The 24,036-nt window shown below is 32.6% G+C and carries 21 protein-coding genes and 1 tRNA gene; 17 read left to right on the top strand and 5 right to left on the bottom strand.

The features are described from left to right. Positions 1 to 126: 126 nt before the first annotated feature. From AA089_RS01205 to AA089_RS01175, 7 genes are all read left to right on the top strand, one after another. Positions 127 to 531, top strand: a complete 405-nt coding sequence (locus tag AA089_RS01205; protein ID WP_046755081.1) for a carboxypeptidase-like regulatory domain-containing protein — start codon at positions 127 to 129, stop codon at positions 529 to 531. Positions 532 to 552: 21 nt separating this feature from the next. Beyond that, on the top strand, positions 553 to 1,563 hold the full coding sequence (locus AA089_RS01200; RefSeq protein ID WP_046755080.1) for a transglutaminase domain-containing protein: 1,011 nt from the start codon (positions 553 to 555) through the stop codon (positions 1,561 to 1,563). Positions 1,564 to 2,036: 473 nt separating this feature from the next. Next, positions 2,037 to 2,357: a thioredoxin gene (gene trxA / locus AA089_RS01195; protein WP_046755079.1), complete on the top strand. Its 321-nt coding sequence runs from the start codon at positions 2,037 to 2,039 to the stop codon at positions 2,355 to 2,357. 222 nt (positions 2,358 to 2,579) lie between these two features. After that, positions 2,580 to 3,509 carry a DUF58 domain-containing protein gene (locus AA089_RS01190; RefSeq protein WP_046755078.1) on the top strand — a complete coding sequence of 310 codons (930 nt, stop codon included), beginning with the start codon at positions 2,580 to 2,582 and terminating at the stop codon, positions 3,507 to 3,509. 86 nt (positions 3,510 to 3,595) lie between these two features. After that, positions 3,596 to 3,669, top strand: a tRNA-Asp gene (locus AA089_RS01185). Positions 3,670 to 4,568: 899 nt separating this feature from the next. Beyond that, on the top strand, positions 4,569 to 7,400 hold the full coding sequence (locus AA089_RS01180; RefSeq protein ID WP_082113164.1) for a carboxypeptidase-like regulatory domain-containing protein: 2,832 nt from the start codon (positions 4,569 to 4,571) through the stop codon (positions 7,398 to 7,400). 3 nt (positions 7,401 to 7,403) lie between these two features. Next, a complete protein-coding gene (locus AA089_RS01175; RefSeq protein ID WP_046755076.1) occupies positions 7,404 to 11,966 on the top strand; it encodes a TonB-dependent receptor plug domain-containing protein in 4,563 nt (1,520 codons plus the stop codon). Positions 11,967 to 12,299: 333 nt separating this feature from the next. Here AA089_RS01175 and AA089_RS01170 read toward each other — a convergent pair whose 3' ends face one another. Further along, entirely contained in the window at positions 12,300 to 12,800 is a 501-nt protein-coding gene (locus AA089_RS01170) for a DUF456 domain-containing protein (protein ID WP_046755075.1), read from the bottom strand. Between the two features lie 134 nt (positions 12,801 to 12,934). On the opposite strand from AA089_RS01170, the gene AA089_RS01165 reads away from it, so the two are divergent. The 4 genes from AA089_RS01165 to AA089_RS01150 are packed head-to-tail and all read left to right on the top strand — an operon-like array spanning position 12,935 to position 16,474. Continuing rightward, positions 12,935 to 13,303 carry a BlaI/MecI/CopY family transcriptional regulator gene (locus AA089_RS01165; RefSeq protein ID WP_046755074.1) on the top strand — a complete coding sequence of 123 codons (369 nt, stop codon included), beginning with the start codon at positions 12,935 to 12,937 and terminating at the stop codon, positions 13,301 to 13,303. Further along, entirely contained in the window at positions 13,300 to 14,778 is a 1,479-nt protein-coding gene (locus tag AA089_RS01160; protein ID WP_046755073.1) for a M56 family metallopeptidase, read from the top strand. The genes AA089_RS01165 and AA089_RS01160 overlap by 4 nt, the downstream gene beginning before the upstream one ends. A gap of 8 nt (positions 14,779 to 14,786) precedes the next feature. Further along, complete coding sequence (locus AA089_RS01155; RefSeq protein WP_082113163.1) at positions 14,787 to 15,935, top strand: tetratricopeptide repeat protein; 1,149 nt, start codon at positions 14,787 to 14,789, stop codon at positions 15,933 to 15,935. Positions 15,936 to 15,994: 59 nt separating this feature from the next. Then, a complete protein-coding gene (locus AA089_RS01150) occupies positions 15,995 to 16,474 on the top strand; it encodes a hypothetical protein (protein ID WP_046755201.1) in 480 nt (159 codons plus the stop codon). A gap of 171 nt (positions 16,475 to 16,645) precedes the next feature. Here the strand turns inward: AA089_RS01150 and AA089_RS01145 are convergent, their stop codons facing one another. After that, positions 16,646 to 17,392, bottom strand: coding sequence for a Bax inhibitor-1/YccA family protein (locus AA089_RS01145; RefSeq protein WP_046755071.1), 747 nt, complete (start codon positions 17,390 to 17,392; stop codon positions 16,646 to 16,648). A 102-nt stretch (positions 17,393 to 17,494) separates the two neighbouring features. On the opposite strand from AA089_RS01145, the gene parS reads away from it, so the two are divergent. Together parS and AA089_RS01135 are read left to right on the top strand one after the other, a co-directional pair. Beyond that, positions 17,495 to 17,908: a type II RES/Xre toxin-antitoxin system antitoxin gene (parS, locus tag AA089_RS23410; RefSeq protein WP_053002152.1), complete on the top strand. Its 414-nt coding sequence runs from the start codon at positions 17,495 to 17,497 to the stop codon at positions 17,906 to 17,908. Then, positions 17,908 to 18,372 carry an RES family NAD+ phosphorylase gene (locus AA089_RS01135; RefSeq protein ID WP_046755070.1) on the top strand — a complete coding sequence of 155 codons (465 nt, stop codon included), beginning with the start codon at positions 17,908 to 17,910 and terminating at the stop codon, positions 18,370 to 18,372. The genes parS and AA089_RS01135 overlap by 1 nt, the downstream gene beginning before the upstream one ends. Before the next feature lie 25 nt (positions 18,373 to 18,397). On the opposite strand, the gene AA089_RS01130 is transcribed toward AA089_RS01135, so the two are convergent. Then, positions 18,398 to 19,531: a glycosyltransferase family 2 protein gene (locus tag AA089_RS01130; RefSeq protein ID WP_046755069.1), complete on the bottom strand. Its 1,134-nt coding sequence runs from the start codon at positions 19,529 to 19,531 to the stop codon at positions 18,398 to 18,400. Beyond that, a complete protein-coding gene (locus tag AA089_RS01125) occupies positions 19,528 to 20,511 on the bottom strand; it encodes a lysylphosphatidylglycerol synthase domain-containing protein (protein ID WP_046755068.1) in 984 nt (327 codons plus the stop codon). The genes AA089_RS01130 and AA089_RS01125 overlap by 4 nt, the downstream gene beginning before the upstream one ends. 137 nt (positions 20,512 to 20,648) lie before the next feature. On the opposite strand from AA089_RS01125, the gene ruvC reads away from it, so the two are divergent. From ruvC to AA089_RS01105, 4 genes are all read left to right on the top strand, one after another. Continuing rightward, on the top strand, positions 20,649 to 21,203 hold the full coding sequence (ruvC, locus tag AA089_RS01120) for a crossover junction endodeoxyribonuclease RuvC (RefSeq protein WP_082113162.1): 555 nt from the start codon (positions 20,649 to 20,651) through the stop codon (positions 21,201 to 21,203). A 64-nt stretch (positions 21,204 to 21,267) separates the two neighbouring features. Further along, a complete protein-coding gene (locus tag AA089_RS01115) occupies positions 21,268 to 21,558 on the top strand; it encodes a hypothetical protein (RefSeq protein WP_046755067.1) in 291 nt (96 codons plus the stop codon). Between the two features lie 94 nt (positions 21,559 to 21,652). Beyond that, positions 21,653 to 22,777 (top strand): radical SAM family heme chaperone HemW, encoded by a 1,125-nt coding sequence (gene hemW / locus AA089_RS01110; RefSeq protein ID WP_046755066.1) that lies wholly within the window; start codon positions 21,653 to 21,655, stop codon positions 22,775 to 22,777. Positions 22,778 to 22,825: 48 nt separating this feature from the next. Beyond that, positions 22,826 to 23,575 carry a cyclase family protein gene (locus tag AA089_RS01105; RefSeq protein ID WP_046755065.1) on the top strand — a complete coding sequence of 250 codons (750 nt, stop codon included), beginning with the start codon at positions 22,826 to 22,828 and terminating at the stop codon, positions 23,573 to 23,575. On the opposite strand, the gene AA089_RS01100 is transcribed toward AA089_RS01105, so the two are convergent. After that, a complete protein-coding gene (locus AA089_RS01100) occupies positions 23,576 to 23,974 on the bottom strand; it encodes a hypothetical protein (RefSeq protein WP_241479957.1) in 399 nt (132 codons plus the stop codon). Positions 23,975 to 24,036: the final 62 nt, after the last annotated feature.

The following is a 24,036-nucleotide window of genomic DNA, read 5'->3' as shown; positions in this document are numbered from 1 at the left end:
ATATCGGCTGAAAGTTGTAAATTGTATAAAAATTGCATTCACTCATTCAAAGTGAACGTTTACTCAATAACGTTTTTTTAAGCGTATTTCAAATCATAAATTTGATCAACTAAAATATTTAGCATTATGAAGATTCAATTCACAAGTACACGAAAATTATGGTATACTGCATTGTTAGTATTTGCCATTTTTGCATTTGTTCCAATGCACGGACAATCGAACACTGCAACTCAAAAAGGAAAAACGATCAAAGGAGTTATAAGCAATGACGAAGGACCAATTCTTGGTGCCAATGTTACGCTAAAAGATTCTAACATGGGCGTTGTGACCAATGAAAAAGGAGAATTTACTTTTCCAGTGGCACTAAAAACGGGCGATGTATTGCTCATTAGTTACGTAGGTTATAAAACCAAAGAATTCAAAATTAAAGACAATACAACGTTTATAGAATTAACAATCTACGAAGAAGTATTCGAATTTACAGGAGCACCAAATTCTGAAAAGCGTTACAAATCTAAACGTAGTAATTAAAGATACTACAGTAGTATTTTAATGAAAATAATATACATATTTCTATTCATCTTTGTATTTCAGTCCAATGCACAAATTGCTGATTTTGAAGCGATAAATTTTGAAAAAGCAGATAAAATTGCATTGAAATACAAAGATGAAAATCTTTCCAATTTACCTTTACTATCATACAAGCTTACATCTGAACTCACAACAGATGTTGAACGCTTTAGAGCTATTTTTAAATGGGTTTGCAGTAATGTTTCAAACGATTACAGCATGTTTAGACGCAACATGCGAAAACGCAAACAGTATAAAGATGATAGTTTGAAACTTGCCGAGTGGAACAAAAAATTCAAGAAAATTGCCTTTCAAAAACTTGTCAAAAAAAATAGAACAGTTTGTACTGGCTACGCATATCTTATCAAACAATTGGCAAATTTGGCCGATATAGAATGTGAAATTGTCAATGGATACGCACGTACAAGTACCATTGAAATTGCATCTTTGTATGCGCCAAATCATTCATGGAATGCTGTAAAACTCAATAACAAATGGTATCTCTGCGATCCAACTTGGGCAAGCGGCGTGCCAAATCCGACGTCGTATCGTTTTCAATTTCAATACAACGATGGCTTCTTTCTTGCCGATCCAAAACTATTTTCTGTAAATCATCATCCTGAAGATAAAAAGTGGTTTCTATTAGAAAATAAGCAACCAACATTTGACATGTTTCTGGAAGCGCCTGTAATTTATGGAAATGCATATACGTACTTTCGAAGTCACATTACACCAAAAACATTGGACAATACTGTAAAACAACATGAAAAAGTTACCTTTTCATATCAACTAAAAATACCTGTAGAAAAAGATGAGGTATATTTAATTGTTGAAAAAAACGAACATGAAAACAAGGTAACTCCAGAATTTGTAGCTATTGAAAATCAAAAACTTACGTTAAAGCATACTTTTAAATACAGAGGATATTACGATGTGCATTTATACATTAATGACGATTTAATTTCTTCCTATTCTTTCAAAGTAGAAAAATGAAAATCGAGTTATATCATTTTGGGAAGACTCTTTTGCTGTTTGTTATATAATGTGAATTCGACATAAAAATTTAGTTTGATACTTTTCTTTTCCGAAGTATAGCAGGGATTTTCCGTTAAAAATTTTTGAAGCCTTGGAAAAAATTTAGGGAAATTCATGCGATTTTAGTTTTTCCAAAAAAGAAAAACTAAAAATACCTCTGGAAAAGTTCCCTTTCTTTTGTTTCTTTTCTTTGGGAAAGCAAAGAAAATGAAAATAAGACACAGAAAATGTGGTATTTAGCAAAGAGTTTCTAAACTCAATTACAAATATGAATTGAATCACTTATATCAAACTGACGTTAAATAATAATAAGAAAAACCAATTCATGTATAATCAAAATGTATACTTGTGGTGTAAGTTTTGGCAGAATATTTGACTAATATTGCATATTAACTTAAAAAATAAATTTAAAATTTAAAAATACATATATTATGGCTTTAGAAATCACAGATGCTAACTTCGAAGAAATAGTAATGAATAGTGACAAACCAGTAATGGTTGACTTTTGGGCAGTTTGGTGCGGACCTTGTAAAATGTTAGGTCCTGTAGTAAATCAAATTGCAGAAGAGTATGATGGGAAAGCTGTTGTTGGAAAGTTAGATGTTGATGCTAACCAACGATATGCAGCGCAGTTTGGAGTGCGTAACATTCCAACTGTATTAATTTTCCAAAACGGAGAATTAGTAGGACGTCAAGTTGGTGTTGCACCGAAAAGTACATACACACAAGCTTTAGACAAGTTATTAGCTTAATAGAATAATTTGTATCATAAAAATAGAAGGGTTTGGCAATTGTCAAGCCTTTTTTATTTAATGAAACTCAGGATTCTGCTAAAACTTTTAAAGTATATGATTATTATTTGATGAGGTAAACTTCACGCTAAATATTACCTTTACTTTAACTCAAAGTACTATTGCATAACACTAAAAATCAGTATATTTCATAAAAATATATTTTACTAAAGAAAAACACTTGTGAATTTACAACAAGAATTTAATAAAACTTCAGGATTTAAAAACTTAGAATTGCTTGCAAAACAAGTAGTTGAAGGATTTATTTCTGGAATGCATAAAAGTCCGTTTCATGGATTTTCAGCCGAATTTGCTGAACATAAAATTTACAATCAAGGCGAAAGTACTAAGCATATTGACTGGAAATTATTTGCAAAAACGGATAAATTATACACAAAAAAATATGAGGAAGAAACCAATTTAAGATGTCATATCATTTTAGATAATTCTTCGTCAATGCATTATCCAACTATTGAAAATCCATCGTTGGAAAACTTGAATAAAATTGGTTTTTCAGTATTGGCAACAGCTTCGTTGATGAATATTTTAAAAAAGCAACGCGATGCGATTGGACTAAGTGTGTATTCTGATAATTACGATTTTTATGCACCTGAAAAAGGAAGCGAACGGCATCATCAATTGTTATTAAATGCGCTTGATAAAACGGTTACTACAAAGCGAATCAATAAAAAAACAGACACCTACACCTATTTGCATCAAATTGCGGAGAAAATACACCGTAGAAGCCTTATTTTCCTCTTTACGGATATGTTTCAAGATGGTGTTGAAGATGAAAAACTATTTGAAGCCTTACAGCATTTAAAATACAACAAACATGAAGTTATTTTATTTCATGTATTTGATTCAGAAAAAGAATTAAACTTCGATTTTGATAACAAACCCAAACGATTTATTGATGTAGAATCTGGAGAACATATAGATTTATATGCAGATTCTGTTCAGGAAAACTATCAAAAAGCGGTGTCAGCGTATTTTTCACAATTAAAAATGAAATGTGCGCAATATAAAATTAAGTATGTTGCTGCAGACATTACGAAAAATTTTGAAAAAATATTGTTAACGTATTTAGTTGAAAGACAAAAGTTTGCATAGAGAGATGAAAAAAAGTTTAATTTTTTATTCAAATATGTTTGCATAAATAGAATTGTGGTGTATATTTGCATCCGCAATCAAGCAACGGTTTGGTAGTTCAGCTGGTTAGAATACATGCCTGTCACGCATGGGGTCGCGGGTTCGAATCCCGTCCAGACCGCTAAAATTGCTCAAAGCTTCTCTTTCGAAGAGAAGCTTTTTTTGGCAAAATGATTTAGTTGTGTTGTTTAAGGTAAATCCTTGATTTACCTTGGTTTAGTAGTTAAACCAATGAAAAGCTTTCCTTTTTTCTTTATAGAAGATTGGGATGCTTTTTTATTTGAGTGAAACTCAACTTGCTGAAATCCGAAGGATGCGCAGCAAGTTGTAAGTTGAACTCATCCTGCTGCAGAGCAGGATCTTTATGAATGTACTCCAATTTTTATTTCTAGTATTATTTACAATATAGTTCTATAGAGAAATCCGAAGGATGCATAGCAAGTTGTAAGTTGAACTCATCCTGCTGCATAGCAGGATCTTTACGAATGTACTCCAATTTTTCTTTACAGCATTTTTTTACAACCTAGTTTTATAGAAATCCGAAGGATGCACAGCAAGTTGTAAGTTGAACTCATCCTGCTGCAGAGCAGGATCTTCAAGAATATTCTTCAATTTTTCTTTACAGTATTTATTTTACAACTTAGTTTTATAGAAATCCGAAGGATGCACAGCAAGTTGTAAGTTGAACTCATCCTGCTGCATAGCAGGATCTTCAAGAATATTCTTCAATTTTTCTTTACAGTATTTATTTTACAACTTAGTTTTATAGAAATCCGAAGGATGCGCAGCAAGTTGTAAGTTGAACTCATCCTGCTGCAGAGCAGGATCTTTATGAATGTACTCCAATTTTTTCTACAAAAAGAGCTATAATCTCAGATACATTCACATAAAATGTAAATAAGTACCTTTACAACACTTCCCTAAACAGAAACGGCTATTCACTCATTATTGATTTTATATCTTAAAATGTGTCAATATATTTGATGCAAGAAATTAATATTTCAAAAATATAAGTCGTCAATGAGTTTAAAAAATAAAATACTAGTCGTGGTAAGTCTGTTCGTCTCATCCATGTTATTTGCACAGCAAGGAAAAGTTTCTGGAGTATTAACAGATGATAGCGGTTTGCCTTTGCCTGGAGTTAATATTGTTGTAAAAGGAACTTCGAATGGCGTTTACACAGATTTTGACGGAAATTATACTATAGAATGTAGTGTGAATGACATCCTAGTTTTTGCTTTTGTAGGAATGGCGACAAAAGAAGTTCGGGTTGTTCCTGAAATGTTTGGAGAAACTACGGACGAAAAACTAAGTTATATAACTGTAAAAAAAATACAATCGAATGCGTATTTGAACGCTGTCAAAAAAGTAACAAAAAAAGGAGATGCAGTACAAAGTATAGAAAACTCAAAATGGACATACAATAAAAATAGCGGCGATTTTCAGTATGATAGAATCAGAAATATTGATGTTAAAAAAGACAACGTAAAACTGACTTATTTTAGTCCAGATTTATTTTATGAAGTTGGCTACAATGCGAGTTTTGGAGTTCAATTTGTCAACGAAAGAAACCTTCCAGAATTGCAGAATACTTTCAGTCAAGGAATTCCAGTTGCGGGAACACTTGCATTTCAAGGAGCAGAAACAGGAAATATATTTTCGTATGGTCCGGCATTAAATTCGCTTGAGTTTAATGGCGCCAATTATAACTACGATACCAATGGACAATTGGTCAATATGGGAAACGGAAATGGAGTTCCAGCGAATTCCTATAACAACTCATTGTTTGAACATGTAATTGTCAATTCACATCAACTATTCTTTAATGTATCCACTGATTCAGAACAAATTGGGTTTGACTTTTTCAATCAAAATTATAAAGATGTATACAACAGAGAACGTAGTTTCAGTAACAAACTTTCATTAAATTATAAAAGGAATAAAAAAACGAATCAACTCGGTTGGGAAGCATTTTTGGTATATCAAACGGATAGAAATAACCAACCAAATATTAATGGTTTTCAGCAAAATTTACTGTTGAATTTATGGGCAACGCCACCTTCATTTAGTAACAATCAAGGTTCTATTTTATCAGACAATACACAAAGACGTTTTAACTCACAATTCAATAATCCAGAATGGTTACTGAATACGAACCGAAATGCAGTTCAGAATACATCTTTTGTTGCCAGTGTTCAAAATGAAATCGATATTTCAGACGATATCACTTTAAAAGGAAACTTAAATTACAGACATACCAATGAGGAACAAAAATTTGGAGCAGTAACTGGCACAGCAGGTTTTGAAGATGGTTTTGCAAGCGATAAAATGATCAAGCAACATAACCTAAATGCTGTCGCTAATTTTAGATATTTTAAGCGTGATAATAATGAAATCGATATAAAATCAGTTATTAATTACACTTTTAGTGATTTAGATTTTTCACTGTTAACAGCTTCAGGTTTTGATCCTTTCTCCTATGAAAATGCGACAAGTACTGTTGAAAATAATCAATTAAAATCAAGAAGTGTAGTCCGATTGCTGAATCAATTTAAATATGAATTGGATCACAAATTAAAGTTTACACTTGTAAATAACTCCTATTACTCGTCTGTACAAAATAACAAATGGTTTTTACCTTCATTCAACACGCGATTGGATTTAAAAGAGTTACTAGACATTTATGGAGATATCTACCAATTCTCAGTGTCTTCAAATGTCTCTTTTGATGTCAATGATACGTCGCTTTATTACAACAATTTAAGTCATAACAGTTTACTCATTTCTCCACAAGAAAGTTTAGGTTATACGACTAACAATGATTTATTTATCAATTCTAATGTCAGATTAGAAGAACTTTTAAACTATGAAACAAGCCTTGCATTTGGATTTTCTTCTTATGGTTGGCGAACAGATGTAGAGGCTACCTACTTTAATTCAAAAACAAAGGGAAGCGTGTTTCCTATCATCAATAACGACGTTTTTATCTTAGATAATGTAGCCGATATTAAAAGTTCAGGATTTGAATTTAATATCGATTCAAGAATACGAATAGCTGACGAATTTTACTATAAACCCAAAATTTCCTTTGCTACGTATACAACGGAAGTCGAAAGGCTGCTACATGATGAAGAACGCATTCCTATTGCTGGATTTTCAACTACTTCTAAAAATTTAATTGTTGGTCAACCTGCAGGTGTCATCGTAGGTTCTGCATATCAAAGAGATGCACAAAATAATGTGGTAATTGGCGATGCTGGTTTTCCTTTAGTAAATTCAACTCCTCAAATTATTGGCGATCCAATTCCTGATTATAATCTAGGGTTTAGCAATAATTTTGAATGGAAAAATTTTGAATTGAATATTGTCATTGATATTCAAAAAGGAGGCGACATTTGGAATGGAACTCAAAATGTTCTTAACTATGTTGGAACTTCACAACAATCGGCCACAGATAGAAACATTACCAATTTTATTTTCAATGGAGTGAATCAACAAGGAAATCCAAATACAATTCCTGTTGACTTTTACAATGCTGCGAATCCTATTACGGAAAATAGATTTGTTCGTTACGGTTTTGAAGGCGTAGCTGAAGACGCCATTGTAGATGCAAGCTATGTGAATATAAAATCGTTAGACATTTCATATTCTTTTGAAAATCAGTATCGAAGTAAAACATTTATTAGGGAATGTAAACTGGGTTTGTACGCAAAAAACCTATTCACGTGGTCAAAATTTAGAGGAAACTCACCGTATGGCGCTTTGTATGGAAATCGCTCAGCACAAGAACTTAATTTTTTCAATACACCACTTTTAAGTGAAGTTGGATTGACACTAAACATAAAAATTTAAACTATGAAAATAGTACAAAATAGTATTGTAAAAATAATTTGTATCGTATTGTTGACAAGTTTTGCAATGCAGACAAATGCACAAGATGCAACTCAAAACTTAGAAAAAATCTATACACAAACGGATAGACCCTTTTATTTTCCTGGTGAAACGATATGGTTCAAATCTTATATTGTGAGTGCAAATCATACAATTTCTACGATAAATGATGCGATGTATGCAGAATTAATCTCGCCCAGAGGAAGTACCGTAAAAACGATAAAATTAGCAATTAATCAAGGATATGCTTATGGCGATTTTACAATAGATAAAAATTGGGCAGGCGGAATCTACACCTTACGAATGTACACCAATTGGATGCAGAATTATGGAGAAGAAGCTTTCTTTACCAAAAAAATTACAATTCAAAAAGTAGTAAAACCGAATGTACTATTAACACTAGATTTTGGGAAAAAAGGATATGGAAAATCATCTTCAGTGATTACTAATTTTGAAGCAAAAGATTTAAAAAATAATCCGCTAACCAATACTGAAATCTCATATGAAGTTTCCATAAAAGGAGAAATTGTCATCGCTAAAACGAGTAAAACGAATGTGGCAGGAAAAGCTAATTTAACATTTCAACTTCCAAATGATGTCGCTACAAGAGATGTGGTGTTGAATGTTCTAATTCCGCACAAAGGCACTACAGAATCTATTTCTAGAAGTGTTCCAATGGTGTTGGATACTATTGACTTGCAGTTTTTTCCAGAAAGTGGAAAACTACTATATAATGCAAAAAACAGAGTTGCTTTCAAAGCTATTGATGAATTTGGCAAACCTGTAGATGTACAAGGAACTATTGTTGACGAGAATGGAAGTATCGTAACTTCATTTGAAAGTTTTCATGATGGAATGGGCGCTTTTTATTTGAATCCTATTTCAACGAAAAAATACTTCGCCAACATAAAAGCTCCTTTTACTTCCACGGAAAAAATTGCACTTCCAAAAATTTATCAAAAAGGGGTAAATTTCACGTTACAAACCGATAGTGTATCAACAAAAATTCAAGTAAACGCTAACCTTGACAAACAATTGTATATAGAAGTGTTGAATGCTGATACTGTATTATTTAAAAAAAGAATAACAGCTAATGAACATGCTATTACAATACAGACAAGCAAATTTCCTATTGGAATTACAAAGTTTAGAATCATTGATGAAAATAATACACCATTAGCAGAAAGACTTGCGTTTTTAAACGCACATAAACAGCTTCAAGTAGACATTAAACTTGATAAAAAAAATTACCTAACACGTGAAAAAGTAAACGTAACAATTACAACAAAAGACAAAGACGAAAATCCTATTCCGTCAAATATATCGGTAGCTGTTGTTGATAATAAATTACTTTCCTATGCGGATGATAAACAAGATCATATTTTGTCATACTTGTTGGTTTCATCAGAGTTAAAAGCTAAAATACACGAGCCAAATTTTTATTTCAATCCAGAAGAAGAAAAATCATATGAAGCCTTAAATTATGTAATGCTTACACATGGTTGGAGAGATTATATAACGGCGCCAATTTCAATACAAGGAGCACAATACCAACCTGAGCGATTCACTATGCAATCGGGTAAAATTGTTGATAAAAAAGGGAATCCTGTTCAAGCCAACTTATTACTATTTGATCAATTTGGAAACAAAGTTTTAGTCTTTAAAAGTGCAAAAAACGGACATTTTTCTTTTAAGTTTAGTGACGCCACAAATTTAACCTTAATTGCCTATGCGGAAGATGGAAGGAAACTCACGATCATTGAAGAAGAACGAATTGTTACGAATGCAAGCAATGCCAAAACAAAAAATATTCAAGAAAAAAATGATGTAAACACATCTCCTTCCAAGTTCAAGAATCCAACACAACAAAAAATCAAGAAAAAAGCAAAAGTCTCGGTTTCTTTAACTGGAGATTCAAGTTTGGATGAAGTAGTGGTGGTTGCATATGGAGGCACTGTTAGTAAAAGCAATATAGGAGCTTCAGTAGTTGAAGTAAAATCAGAAGAATTACGCAGCAATGAATCTTTAGGACAATTATTACAAGGAAATGCTGCTGGGATAAAAGTCTTGAATGCAGATAAGGCTTTTGGCAATAATACAGCGATTATATTACGAGGAATGAATTCCATAAAAGGCAACAATCAGCCTTTATTTATTGTTGATGGCGTTCCTTATGATCAAAAAGTGTTGTCGAAATTAAATGCAAATGAAATAGAGCATATTGCTGTGTTAAAAAATGCAGCAGCAACTTCTCTCTATGGTAGTGCAGCTTCAAATGGCGTCATATTAGTTACTACAAAAAAAGGAAGTTTCTACAATTGGAGTAAAAAGAAATTGAACAAAGCAAAATATAACAATTATGCGATTAAAAATTTTCAGAATAATCAACCTACTCATTTATATTATGCCAAACAGTTTTATATTCCAAAATATGATAGTAAAGAGTTGCCACAAGAACGTAAAGATTTTAGGCAAACGATCTATTGGAATCCTGTAGTACAAACGGATGAAAACGGAAAAGCGTCGTTTGAATTTTATAATTCTGATGCAATTACTTCGTTTCAAATACTTGCAGAAGGTATTGGCTATAATGGTTTGGTAGGAAGAAAGAAGAAAGCGTATGCGACAAAGAAATTATTAAATGTTGATTTCAAATCGCCAAATTACATGGTTTTAAATGATGTGGTGGTTTTACCAGTTACCATTACAAATGAAACAACTAACGCTATAGAAGCTACACTAGATATGAAACTTCCAGCAGCTCTTGAACTGTTAGAGTCGTATGATCGAAATATTCGTGTAAAAGCAAACAGTAGTATTGTAAAATACATAAAAGTAAAACCTGTAAAAAAAGCTGAAAAAGTAACAATTGGAATTGAGTTAAAATCGAAAAAAATAACAGATTTCATTGAAAGAGAAGCAACAATACTAAGTCCTTATTTTCCAACAGAAGTTTCCGTTTCAGGATCCAAATCACAATCTTTTGAATTTTCAATAGATCATGTTGTAGATGGAAGTTTGGAAGCAGATTTTACAATCTATACCGATATAATTGGTGATGTGATGGATGGTATTGAAGGAATGATCCGAAAACCATACGGTTGTTTTGAGCAAACTTCTTCGGCGACGTATCCTAATATTATGGTGTTACAATATCTCAAAGAAACAAATAAAACCAATCCAGCAATTGAAAAACGAGCATTAGAGTTCATTCAGGAAGGTTACCAACGATTAATTGGTTTTGAAACAAAAAAAGGCGGTTTTGAATGGTTTGGAAAAACGCCACCACACGAAACATTGACAGCATATGGTATTTTAGAATTTACTGAAATGAAAGAAGTCTTTGATGGAGTTGACCAAAAAATGATTGATAGAACAGTCGCATGGCTCATGAGTAGAAGAGATGGAAAAGGCGGATTCAACAGAACAAACAAAGGCTATGATAGTTTTGCCAGTTCGCCAGATGATGTGGCAAACGCGTACATTGTATATGCTATAAGTGAAGCCGGCATAAATGTATCTATCGAAAAAGAATACCAACATTCACTTAAAGATGCTTTAAAAAGTAATGACACCTATAAAATGGCATTGTTGGCATGCGCAAGTTTTAATTTAGGTAAAAACGAAAATGCTAAAAAATTGATTCAGAAAATCAAAGAAAATATAGAAACGTATAGCTTCTCAAAATTACCCGTAAAAAATACGATTACACGTTCGTATGGCGATTCAAAAAATATTGAAACGGTTGCTTTTTCTTTGCTAGCATTATTAAAAGAAAATGCAGCTCACGAAATAGTAATCGCTCAAGGAATTGAATATTTAGTTAGTAAGCGAAAAAACAGTCGATTTGGCGCAACACAAGCAACAGCTACCGCTTTAAAAGCATTGATCGAATACACAAAAACACAAAAAGCGAAACTATTAGTAAAAGGTAATTTTATAGAATTAATGATTAATGGAAATCGTTTAAATAGTGAATTAAACATCGCAAAAAACGGTAAAATCGTACTCAAAAATATTGATCAATACCTTACGGAAGGTCTTCAAAATGTAACAGTTACCTATTCGAATCCAAAAAGCGCATTTCCATATGCTTTGAATATTAATTATGACAGTTCGTTGCCAGCATCTTCTGTTGAAGCGCCATTAAAACTAGAAACGATCATTGCTGATAAAGCGTTTACGGTTGGCGATAATGTAAGTATGGCAATCAATATAGCGAATAAAAAAAGTGAAAATTTAGGTATGGGAACTGCTGTAATTGGGATTCCATCTGGAATAACTCCACAACCGTGGCAACTAAAAAAACTAATAGAAGAAAATGAAGTAGCGTATTACGAAATATTTGACAACTATTTGGTTTTCTATTGGCGTTCTTTCAAAGCTAACGAAGTCAAAACGATTCGCTTGGACTTAAAAGCAGATGTGGCTGGAAACTATCAAGCTCCTGCCAGTACAGCGTATTTATATTACGGAGATGAATTTAAAACTTGGAAAACGGGTTGTAAAGTGAAGATTCTAAAATAAATAGCTAACGTGAATTCGACGTAAAAATTTCGTTTAATATTTGTCTTTTCCGCAGTATAGCAGGGATTTTCCGTTAAAAATTTTTGAATCCTTGGAAAAAATTTAGGGAAATTCATGCGGTTTTAGTTTTTTTTCAAAAAGAAAAACTAAAAATACCTCTGGAAAAGTTCCCTTTCTTTTGTTTCTTTTCTTTGGGAAAGCAAAGAAAATGAAAATAAAACACAGAAAATGTGGTATTTAGCAAAGAGTTTCTAAGCTCAATTACAAATATGAATTGAATCACATACATCGAACTAACGTTCACTAAAAAAGAAAAGTTTTAGGGAATACGAGTTAAAAAATAACACTCTTGTATTCCCAAAAATCACGCATAAAAAATCCGAAGTAAACAACTGCAACCACAAACTTCAATAAAGTAGAAAATAAAAATCCTAAAAAAGATCCAAAAGCAGCTTTTAGAGCGCTGTCTGTATCTTTATCTGCAAATGCCAGTTCGCCAATTAAAGCGCCAACAAACGGACCAATAATAATTCCGAAAGGTCCTAGAAATATCAATCCGATAACCAAACCAATCGTAGTTCCATAAATGCCATATTTACTTCCGCCAAAACGTTTGGTTCCAATAGCGGGAATAATATAATCTAACACAAAAACAATAACTGCGATTACTAAGGTAATGCCTAAAAATGTCCAATTGTTTGGAACGGCATCTGTAAGGTATAAAAAAAGCAAGCCAAACCAACTTGTCAGCGGTCCAGGAATTACAGGAAGAAAGCTGCCAACAATACCGAGAAGCATTAAACAGAAGCCAACAATCGTAAAGAAAATATCCATTGCTATTTTTTTAAGTAAGACGCAGGCAACTAAAAATTGTTACATTTTTTTGAACTAAAAAATTAGTTTAAACTAAATATTTAGTTATATTTGTTGCATAGAACTAATAATTTAGTTGAAAAATACAATTGAAAATGAAGCAATTAACGAAGGCGGAAGAAGAAATCATGCAAATTCTGTGGAAACTAGAAAAAGCAAATGTAAAAACCATCATTGAAAATTTTGAAGGTTCAACACCTGCGTACAATACGGTTTCTACTATAGTTAGAATTTTAGAAAGCAAAGGATTTGTCGGTTATGAAAAGGTAGGAAAAGGACATGTGTATTTTCCATTATTGGCACAATCGGAATATAGCAATCAGTCTATTTCAAAATTAGTCAATGGTTATTTTGAAGGTTCGTTTAAAAGTATGGTGTCGTTTTTTATGAAGAAAAATGATATCAATACTTCAGAATTAGAAGAAATATTAAAGGAAGTTGAAAAAAATAAAAAGAAATCATGATACAATATCTCATTCAAGTTGTTGCGTTTCAGTTGCTATTTTTAGTAGCGTATGATCTATTTCTTAAAAAAGAAACCTTTTTCCAGTGGAACAGAGTGTATTTAATTTTTTCCTCGCTGATTTCATTTGCACTGCCATTTATAAAAATTCAGAGTTTTCAAAATGCAGTTCCGCAAGAATATATCATCTTGTTGCCAGAAATTGTACTAACACCAGGAAAAGCAGTTGAGGTTATTGCGCCATCTTGGAATTGGTATCTCATCATAGGAATTGGAGTGAGTAGTGTACTATTTATCTACAAAATTGTACAATTAATCCGATTAAAATTAAAAGGAATTGTTGTCCGTAAAGGAAATTACAATATCATCAAAATACCGAACAGTACCGCAGCATTTTCCATCTTCAATTTTGTATTTATCGGAAGCGATATTCAAGAAGAAAAACTACAAGATATTCTTTCACACGAGTTGGTTCACATTCGTGAAAAACACTCACTCGACTTATTATATTTTGAACTTTTACGCATTCTGTGTTGGTTCAATCCGTTAGTCTATATCTATCAAAAACGTATCTCAGAAGTGCATGAATACATTGCCGATGCTTCTGTAGTAAAAGAAAATAATACATCCGATTATTATGAAAAATTGTTGGCTGAAGTCTTTCAAACCCAGCATTTTTCGTTTACCAATCAATTCTTTAAACATTCATTAATTAAAAAACGAATCATTATGTTAACAAAACAAAAATCCCGTCAAATTTTAAAATTAAAATACTTGGTATTAGTTCCAGTATTCATTGTTTCCTTATTATACACATCATGTGACGATACCACAGTTACTGATACTGAAGATAAAGTAGAAGCTATGAGTGATGCTGATAAGAAAGAACAGCTTCAAATTATTATGGAGAAAATTGGAGCTATTCACAAAGAAAATAAGCCAAATGATATATTAACTGAAGAACAATTTGACAGACAAACAGTATTGTATAAAGAAGCTTCAAAGTTACTCAGCAGCAGTGAAGGTCCTAGATTTTCTGGACAATCTTACGAAGAATATGTGGCTTCTGTAACAAAAAGTAGAGAAGAGGTTGCGAGTATGAGCGAATTGGAAAAAGAAGCACTTGACTTGAAGTCTCTTGACAAAGTGCCAGTGTTTCCAGGTTGTGAAAATGAAGCAACACAAGAAGATTTAAAAAAATGTATGAGTCAAAATGTACAACGTCACGTAAATGCTAACTTCAAAGTGGAGATAGCAGAAACATTAAATCTTAAAGGAATTAATAGAATATACGCAAAGTTTATCATTGATACCAACGGAGAAGTATCGGAAGTTTCGATAAGAGCGCCACATCCTGATTTGGTAGAAGAAACAAAACGTGTGCTTACATCGTTACCGAGAGTTATACCAGGAGAAAAAGATGGCAAACCTACAAACGTAAAATACATGTTGCCAATCATGTTTAAAATAAATTAATTTTCAACATGAACAGAATAATAATTTTATACATTATGTGTATCATTAGTGGTAAAGTCGGAGCGCAATCTCCGACTTTATCTGTATCTACCGCAGATAGTTTGTATCGTGTTGGAAACTACTCCAAGGCAATTAAAGCGTACGAGAAATTAGACAATAAAGCGTATGCAACGGTTCAAATTGCAAAAGCATACAAAGCGTTAGGAAACAGTAAAAAAGCCATTGAAAACTATGAAAAATCATTGCAAATCGATTCACTAAATACATTGGTGTTGTACGATTATGGAAAATTAGTTTTTACCACAGGAAAGTTTGAAAAATCATTAGCAATCTTTGAAAAATTAAAACAAAAAGACACGCTGAATCCAAACTTTCATTATCAAATAGGTTTGGCAAAAGAAAGTCTACAACATATAGATTACGTTACTTCGTATGAAACCGCTTTTCAATTGGATTCGCAGCATCAAAAAAGTATTCACAAGTTGATCGTTTATCATTTGGAGCGTAAAAATTTTGACAACGTACAGGAAATTATCAAAATTGGGTTAAAAAACAATCCTGACGATTTGAAGATTACAGGATTTAATGCGCAATTACATTATGCTTTAAAGGAATATAGAACGGCCTTAGTTTGGTTTGAAAAAATCATCAATCGGAACAAAGCAACACAATATGTTTATGAAAAATCTGCGTTTGCGGCATATCGTTCTGGAAAAATTCTCAAAGCAATTGCCTATTATGAAGAAGCTTTAAAACGCGATACAGGAAACTACTTTTACCATTCGCAATTGGCAAAATTATACTATCAAGATGGTATAATTAAAAAAGCAGAACATCACGCTTCACAAGCTATTGCAGCAAAAATGTTAGACAGTTCGGGCGATTATTATATTTTAGGATTGGTGGCTTTTGATCGGAAACAACATACTGAAGCCATGAACTACTTTAAAATTGCTTTGCGCGAAAATCCAGATTATGAAGCGGCACAATTTCAACTTGCTTTATGTGCCGATAATTTATATGCCGATTTAAAAGAAAAACTGAAAATGTATGAACTGTTTTTAAAGAAATTCCCAACAGCAAAATTGCGTATGCAAAAGCTGGCAAGAGCTCGTATTAGCGAATTGAAACAGGAAATTCATTTAAAATCAGAATAATCTAACGGAAAATTATTGCAAAATATCTAAAAGTTGTATTTTTCATGATATTTACAGTCATGAAACATCTTTGGAAATACGGTCTATTACTTTTGGTTTGCACTTCGTGTGAATACATCAATAGCACTATTGTAAAAGAAGAAACCATAGTGGCAGAAGAAAAAAAGAGTATCAATTTGGATACTGTAGATGAATTTCCATCATTTGAAAGTTGCGATCATTTAGAGAAAGAAGCACAAAAAGATTGCTTTTTTCAAACACTAACCGATCAAATATACGAGCGTTTATCAGTCAGTAATTTGGTGGTTTCTAAAAATATTCACGATACCATTCAGGTTTCTTTACACATTGATACTTTAGGAATAATTCAAATTGAAAAGATTCAGAAAAGCTCGTTAACTTCTGCACAATTGCCAGCATTAGATAGTATACTTCACGAAAGTATCAACAGTTTGCCAAAAGCTTATCCAGCTAACAAACGCGGCATTCAGGTCGCAACAAAGTTTATCTTGCCTATTATTTTACACGTGGAAGAATAGTTCTTTTCTTATACCATTTACAACTTGAAATTACCGTAATAAAACGCTCTTTTTTCCTTTCTTCTTCCTTTAAAAAAGAAAACGTAGCTACGGCTATGGTTGATTTTTGAAACTCGAATAAAGAAAAAAATCATCATTTTCTTTTACAGTAATTTCAAATCATAACTGGTATTAGAAACGAATTGCCAATTTTCGCAGCAAGCGCAACACTTCTACATACAACCAAATAATCGTTACCAACAATCCCCAAGTGGCAAACCATTCGTATGATTTATTAGCTTTTCCCATATACCGATCTATGTAATCAAAATCGAGCAGTAAACTCAAGGAAGCAAAAATGGCAGCAACTATATTAAAAGCAATTGCAAACCACGAAGTACTCGATAGAAACGTAACCTGAATACCAAAAAAGCTTAAAATAAAGGCAACAATATAAATGATGAAAATAGTTGTCGTTACTGTAATTACAACACTTCTAAACTTTTTTGTCACAATGATGATTTTTGTGATAAAAAGTAACAGCATTATGATAAACGTAACCAAGGTAATTATGACAGCTTGTATAGGTAAATTTGGATAACTAGCATGCATGTAAGCACTAAATCCGCCGACAAACAATCCTTTGGCTAATGCGTAAATAATTGTGAGCCAAGCAACCCATTCACGACGTACAGAAATTAAAATGCTGCATACAATGGCTACGATAATTCCAGCAGTTGTATACCATTTTATAGCAACACCATCAAAATGTAGTTTCCATGTGATACTTGCAGTAGCACACACGAGCAGCAAACAAAAAATTGATTTTAACACAACACCCGAAAGTGTCATTTTTTTGCGTACCTTTTTATTGCCATCACTATTCCAGAAATAACCTGTAAAAGCAGGATTAGAAGTCGATAATCCAAATAAACTCATGTGTTGTTTTTTGTTAAAAATACTAAAAAATTCAAGGAAATGATAGCACTCCGAAAAAATATTCGTAAATTTACGCATACTTATAGGTAAAATAACTAAAATATGGAAGCGCTTACATTAACAAGTTACATTGATAACAGGAATGATTCTCCCCAAAACAAACTAAAAATCATTCATGCCACACGAACAGGAGTCACACGTTCACAGCTAAAAAAATTTAGTTTGCGTGTTGCTTTGCCACTCACAAAAATATCAGAAATAGTTCCTGCATCCTATTCTACATTATCTAAAAAAAACAGTTACGACAAAGAAGTTAGTGAGCGCTTATTTGAAATTGCAGAAGTATACTCAAAAGGTTTTGAAGTTTTCGGCGATGAAAAAAAATTCACACGATGGCTAAATAAAAAAAGCAAAGTTTTAGGAAGTCAAACACCATTTTCACTCCTTGATACAAGTTACGGCGTCAAATTAGTTATTGATGAAATTAGACGTATTGATTACGGAATTTTTGCCTAATGATTGTATACAGAATAGACCGAGCAAAACGTAAAAACGAGTTGCTTTCAGGAATTGGCGCTGAAAAAATCGGCGGTCGATGGAATGAAATTGGAACGCGTGCCATATACACTTCACAACATATTTCGCTTTCGTATTTAGAAGTTGTAATGCATTTAGACATTACGGAAGATTTACCTAGTGATCGAATTTTAGTTCACATCGAAATTCCAGACGATGTTTCTGTTTTTGAACTAAAAAAATTGCCCAAAAACTGGAATACTTTCCCATACAATAGTAAAACACAAGAAATTTTTACAAAGTTTGTTGAATATAATAAACAAGCTGTTCTTAAAGTTCCATCTGCAATTGTTAGAGATGAATTTAATTATATTTTAAATCCAAGACATGTAGATTTCCCTAAAATTAAAGTCGTAAAAGTTCAGAAATTTGCATTCGATTCACGGTTGTATCATGAAGTGTAAAGAATGTTTTAAAATATAACCAATATTACATTTTAAACGCTCTATTCTTCCAAGTATATGACGTAAATAGAGAACTCAAGAACACAAAAACTGTAAAAAACGGATATAAAAAAGCACTTATTATAAAATATAGGAATCGAATTTTCTGTCCAGTAAATCGAAATGTTTGTGCCAATAATAGACTATCAACTAAAAATTTTAGGACTAGAATCAAAACAATCAATTGCCAAGAAACACTAGTAAAAAGTAGTAACAACGGAAGCAAACAAATAAGTATATTCATCAACATAACAACAGCACCAACCAATTTTCCTCTAGCTAAACTGTACTTTGCACTTTTAGAAGCCCAACGCATGCGCTGTGAAATTAATTCAGAAAACGTAGCGACTGGAAACGTATAAATAACAACAGCTCTCGATTTTAAATAGTGTATTCTATTGGGCCATTTTTTAATGAATTTTTCAAGTAAAAAAACATCGTCTCCGCTGGCAATTGTATCGTTTCCTGCAAATCCTTGCACTTCTAAAAAAGCTTCTTTTTGATAGGCTAAATTGGCGCCGTTACACATGAAAGGAGCTTTTAGACCGAAACTTCCGATTGTTGTTCCTTGCAAACTCAAAAAATCGAGTAACTGAAAATACGAGAAAAATGAAGCTGTGTTTTTATACGAAACTGGCGCAGCAATCATTCTTGGGCGTTTCAAGAAAATTTCCTGATTAAAAAGTTGCAACCAATTCGTCGGAAGTATACAATCGGCATCTGTCGTAATGATCCAATTGCTTTTAATTTGTCGAATTGCTGTTCGAATGGCATCTTTTTTAGGCGAACTAGAGACACGTTTATTTTTTAAAACTGAGATATTAATTTCTGGATGTTCTTGTTGAAAACGTTCAATAATTTCACTTGAATCATCTTCCGAATCATCATCAATAAACCAATAAGAAACTTTCGTCGTCGGATACTGTATCTGTGTAATCGATTCAAGCAAAGCAGGCAAATTTGAAGCTTCATTTCGAAAAGGAATAATTACTGAAAAATCAACAACAGGATTTATATGTTCTTGTTGTTTTATTGTAGGTTGTTTCCAAAAGCCAACAATAAAACAGCCAATCATGACAATGTAGATTGCAATACTGCAACACAGAAGAATATCTATCATAATGAGACAGTTTTATCTTCTGCAAAAGAAGGTTGAAACTTCAGTACAAAGTAACTTCCGATACCACTAGGAAGTACAAAATTTAAAATCCACATCAGTGCTACAACGCTTAAAATATGCAACTCAGAAACCTGTAAGTAACTAAAAAGCCAAACAGCAACACTTCCTTTTACAACCACATCAAAAATAAAAAGCATCGGAATAATAGACGTAATAAAATACATGGCTGTAATAGTGCTCATGGCGTTTACATATGAAATGTCAACACTAAAAAGTAATATTAAAAAGTAAAATTGATGCGAAAAAATTAAATACCTAGCCACTGAAAAACTAAGATTTTTAATGTGAATATCTCGTGAAATATTTCGAATAAAATTTTTCAAACTTTCCCATGAATAGCCTTTGAGTTGAAATCGTTTTTGCTTGGTTCCTAAGAAAAAAATAAACGCAAAAAGTCCCACAATTGTGAGCATTCGGGTAATTTTATACCAAGGCAATTCTATATGAAATTGATACACAAAAAAGGAAAATCCGAATATACCAAATACGACTGTTGTGATTAATTGTGCTCCGTTTCCGAGAAAATTTAAACCTACAATTCGCTTCCGTTCTGCTTTTTTAAAATACAATGCTTTTGCGCCATATTCTCCAACTCTATTAGGTGTAAACAAAGATGCAGTAAGTCCACCTAAAGAATGTGCGGTACTTTCCCAAATAGAAATTTTCTTAAGATGAGAAACAAGCGTTTTCCATTTTAAAATTTCTAAAAACCAATTGCAAAAAGTAGCTACTAAAAGTATCAAAATAATAGATATATTCATAAAGTTTGATGCTTTCAGTTGCGCTCTAAACATATCAAAATCCAATTGCTCGTTATGAACCAACTTATCATATATAAAATAAGTCGCTCCAATAACTATGGCAAGTTTTATGACCAAAGCAAAGAATTGCTTAGATTTGTGAGATTCCGTAAAGCGCATGCTGCAAAGAAAAGCATTTCGTTACATAAATTTATATAATCCATTACTTTTACTACGCAAGACTAAAAGCAAGGTAAAACTAACAAAATTGTAAGAAAAATATCAAATTTTTACCAAAAACATTCTAAAAAAAATAATTGAAGACAGAAAAAATCATATTAGGAATTGATCCAGGAACGACAATTATGGGTTTTGGTTTGATAAAAATTGTAGGGAAGAAGATGCAGTTTTTACAACTCAATGAACTTCAATTACAAAAATATTCAGATCATTATTTGAAGTTAAAATTAATATTTGAACGAACCATTGAACTGATTGACACCTATCATCCTGACGAGATTGCTATTGAAGCGCCTTTTTTTGGTAAAAACGTACAATCAATGCTAAAACTTGGACGCGCTCAAGGTGTTGCCATGGCGGCTGGTTTATCGCGAGAAGTTCCTATCACAGAATATTCTCCCAAAAAAATAAAAATGGCAATCACAGGAAATGGAAATGCAAGCAAAGAGCAAGTTGCCAAAATGTTACAAAGCTTATTGGGTTTAAAAACATTGCCAAAAAACTTAGATTCTACAGATGGCTTGGCAGCTGCAGTTTGTCACTTTTACAATCAAGGTAAAGTAGAAATTGGAAAAAATTATTCAGGCTGGGCAAGTTTTGTAAAGCAAAATGAAAAAAGAGTAAAAAAGTAAATCGAAATTTTAACAAATATTGAATGATTTTGATATTTTAGCTACATAACCAAATTAAAACTGTATGAGTTACCAATTAGAATTCTGTAAAAAATGTGTCAACAAATCCTTTTCTTCCTCTCAAGGTATTGTTTGTGGATTAACCAATGAAAAGCCTACATTTACAAATACCTGTCCTGATTTTGTTAAAGATGATAAAGAAGAAAAAAGAATCAAAGAACGTGAAGCTGCAATGGTTGCAGGTGACTATGTAGATGAAAGCGGAAACTCAGTTTCTCCGTGGCGAACGGCTCTCAGCATCATTATATTTATACTTGTCATGATCCGTATTGCCGTACGCTGTTCTAGATATTAACATATTTTCTTTGTAACTAAAGACTTCGCCGTATTTTTACACAAACTTTTCGGTTTAGGAAAGTCAGCACGAATCATTTCTTTTTTATAATCATATGGCTGGAATTTACATACACATACCATTTTGCAAACAGGCATGTCACTACTGTGATTTTCACTTTTCAACTTCGTTAGCTAAAAAAGATGTGATGTTGGAAGCCATTCACAAAGAATTGCAACTTCGTAAAGATGAATTGAAAGATGTTTTAATTGAAACCATATATTTCGGAGGTGGAACGCCAAGTTTGTTATCATTAGCTGAATTGAACAAAATTTTAGAAGTTGTTCAAGAACAATATACCGTAATAGAAACTCCTGAAATTACGCTTGAAGCCAATCCTGACGATTTATCGGAAGCAAAAATAAAAGAACTAGCAGCTTCTCCAATCAATCGATTAAGTATCGGAATTCAATCTTTTTTTGAAGATGATTTGCAACTTATGAATCGGGCGCACAAAGCCGAAGAAGCCAAACACTGTTTGGAAATTGCGACACAGTATTTTGATAACATTACAATTGACCTCATTTACGGAATTCCCACAATGAGCATGCAACAATGGAAAGAAAATCTTCAAATTGCTTTCAATTTTGGCATTCGACATATTTCAAGTTATGCACTCACAGTAGAACCGAAAACGGCGTTGGAAAAATTTATCCGACAAGGAACCTATCCAAATGTTTCTGAAGAAGAATCTCTGGCACATTTTAATGTTTTGTTGGAAGAAACGGCAAAAAAAGGATTCATACACTATGAAATTTCAAACTTTGGGAAACCTGAATATTTATCAAAGCACAACACTTCTTACTGGAAAGGTGCCAAATACATCGGAATTGGACCCAGCGCACATTCGTTTAGCAAAACAACCAGAAGCTGGAATGTGGCAAACAACGCACTATATATCAAGAAAATTCAAGAAGGAATATTACCTTCAACGATTGAAACACTTTCGCTAGATGATCAATACAACGAATACATAATGACGGGTTTGCGTACCATTTGGGGAATTTCGTTATCGTATATTCAAGAAGAATTTGGCGAACATTACAAATTGCACACAGTACAATGTGCGGAAACACATCTTACAGAAAAAACAATTCAACAAGAAGCAGGAATCATCAAAACGACACAAAAAGGAAAATTTCTATGCGACGGCATTGCTTCTGACTTTTTTAAGGTATAATCTAACTTTTTAGCGTAATTTTGAAAAAACGAACCAAAGCCTACGCACATGATTTGTACCATTCAACACAAAACCGTAAAGCATCAAATTGACTTATCAAAACCGTTAGACATTTCAATTCCTTTGCATGCTTCCAAAGACAATGTAAATGCTTGGTATGTTGAAGCACCAAAGATTTTTCCTGTAAAAACGGATGATTGGATTGGAAATGTAAAACAAGGTGGCGATGTCAATTTTAATAACATTCACTTCAATCCTCATGCACACGGAACGCATACAGAATGTGTTGGACATATAACAGAGGAAATTCATTCTATAAATCAACATTTACAACGATTTTTCTTTTATGCCGAGGTAATTACGGTAGTTCCTGAACGAGAAGGAGAAGATCGTGTAATTTCAAAAAAACAATTGCAATTTGCTATCGGAAATAAAAAACGAGAAGCCATTGTCATTAGAACACTTCCAAACTTTACGGATAAAAAAAGCATGCAATATTCGCATACAAATCCGCCATACTTCTCGGAAGAAGCTGTTATATATCTTCGAGAAAAAGGAATCAATCATTTGTTGATAGATCTTCCGAGTATTGATAAGGAAAAAGATGGTGGAGCGCTGTTGGCGCACAATGCTTTTTGGAATACTGATGGCGAAATTCGTATGAAAGCTACCATTACAGAGTTTATTTACGTAGCAAATAGTATCAAAGATGGCGCGTACTATCTAAACTTACAAATTGCACCTTTTGAAAATGATGCATCGCCAAGTAAGCCAGTTTTGTATAAGATAAAAAAATAACTACTGACCTTTCAAATTCTTTTGAATTTCGATACTTATTTGTTCCAAAGTAGGGACGTTTTCAAGTTGATCGCTAAACTCTCGAAACTGTTCTTTAACAATCCGTTTGATTTTATTTTCGATAATTTCATCGATATTTTTACCATATTCCAAAGGTGATTCGTCCGTTGTTGGTTGCTTAGGATCAATAATCATTTTGCCGCGTCCCGTAACGAGCCAAAGTGGGCTTAACTCTGGATATTTTTCAATAATTCTTTCCAATACATCACTTCCAACCGAAGCTTTTGTTTTGGCTTGTTTGCTGGTATAACCGTTGCCAACACCAATAGAATTATCAAAAGCACGCATGCTTAGATTTTTATGTTTTATAAATTTTACAATTCGATCAATTATTTTCATGATAGAGAATTTAAGCCATATAAAAATCAAATTTTATAGAAAATAAGATTGAATATATGCTA

This window comes from Kordia jejudonensis (assembly GCF_001005315.1).
Lineage (GTDB): Bacteria > Bacteroidota > Bacteroidia > Flavobacteriales > Flavobacteriaceae > Kordia > Kordia jejudonensis.
The sequence above is the reverse complement of the archived record's forward strand: the minus strand, read 5'-3'. Positions and strand labels throughout refer to the sequence as shown.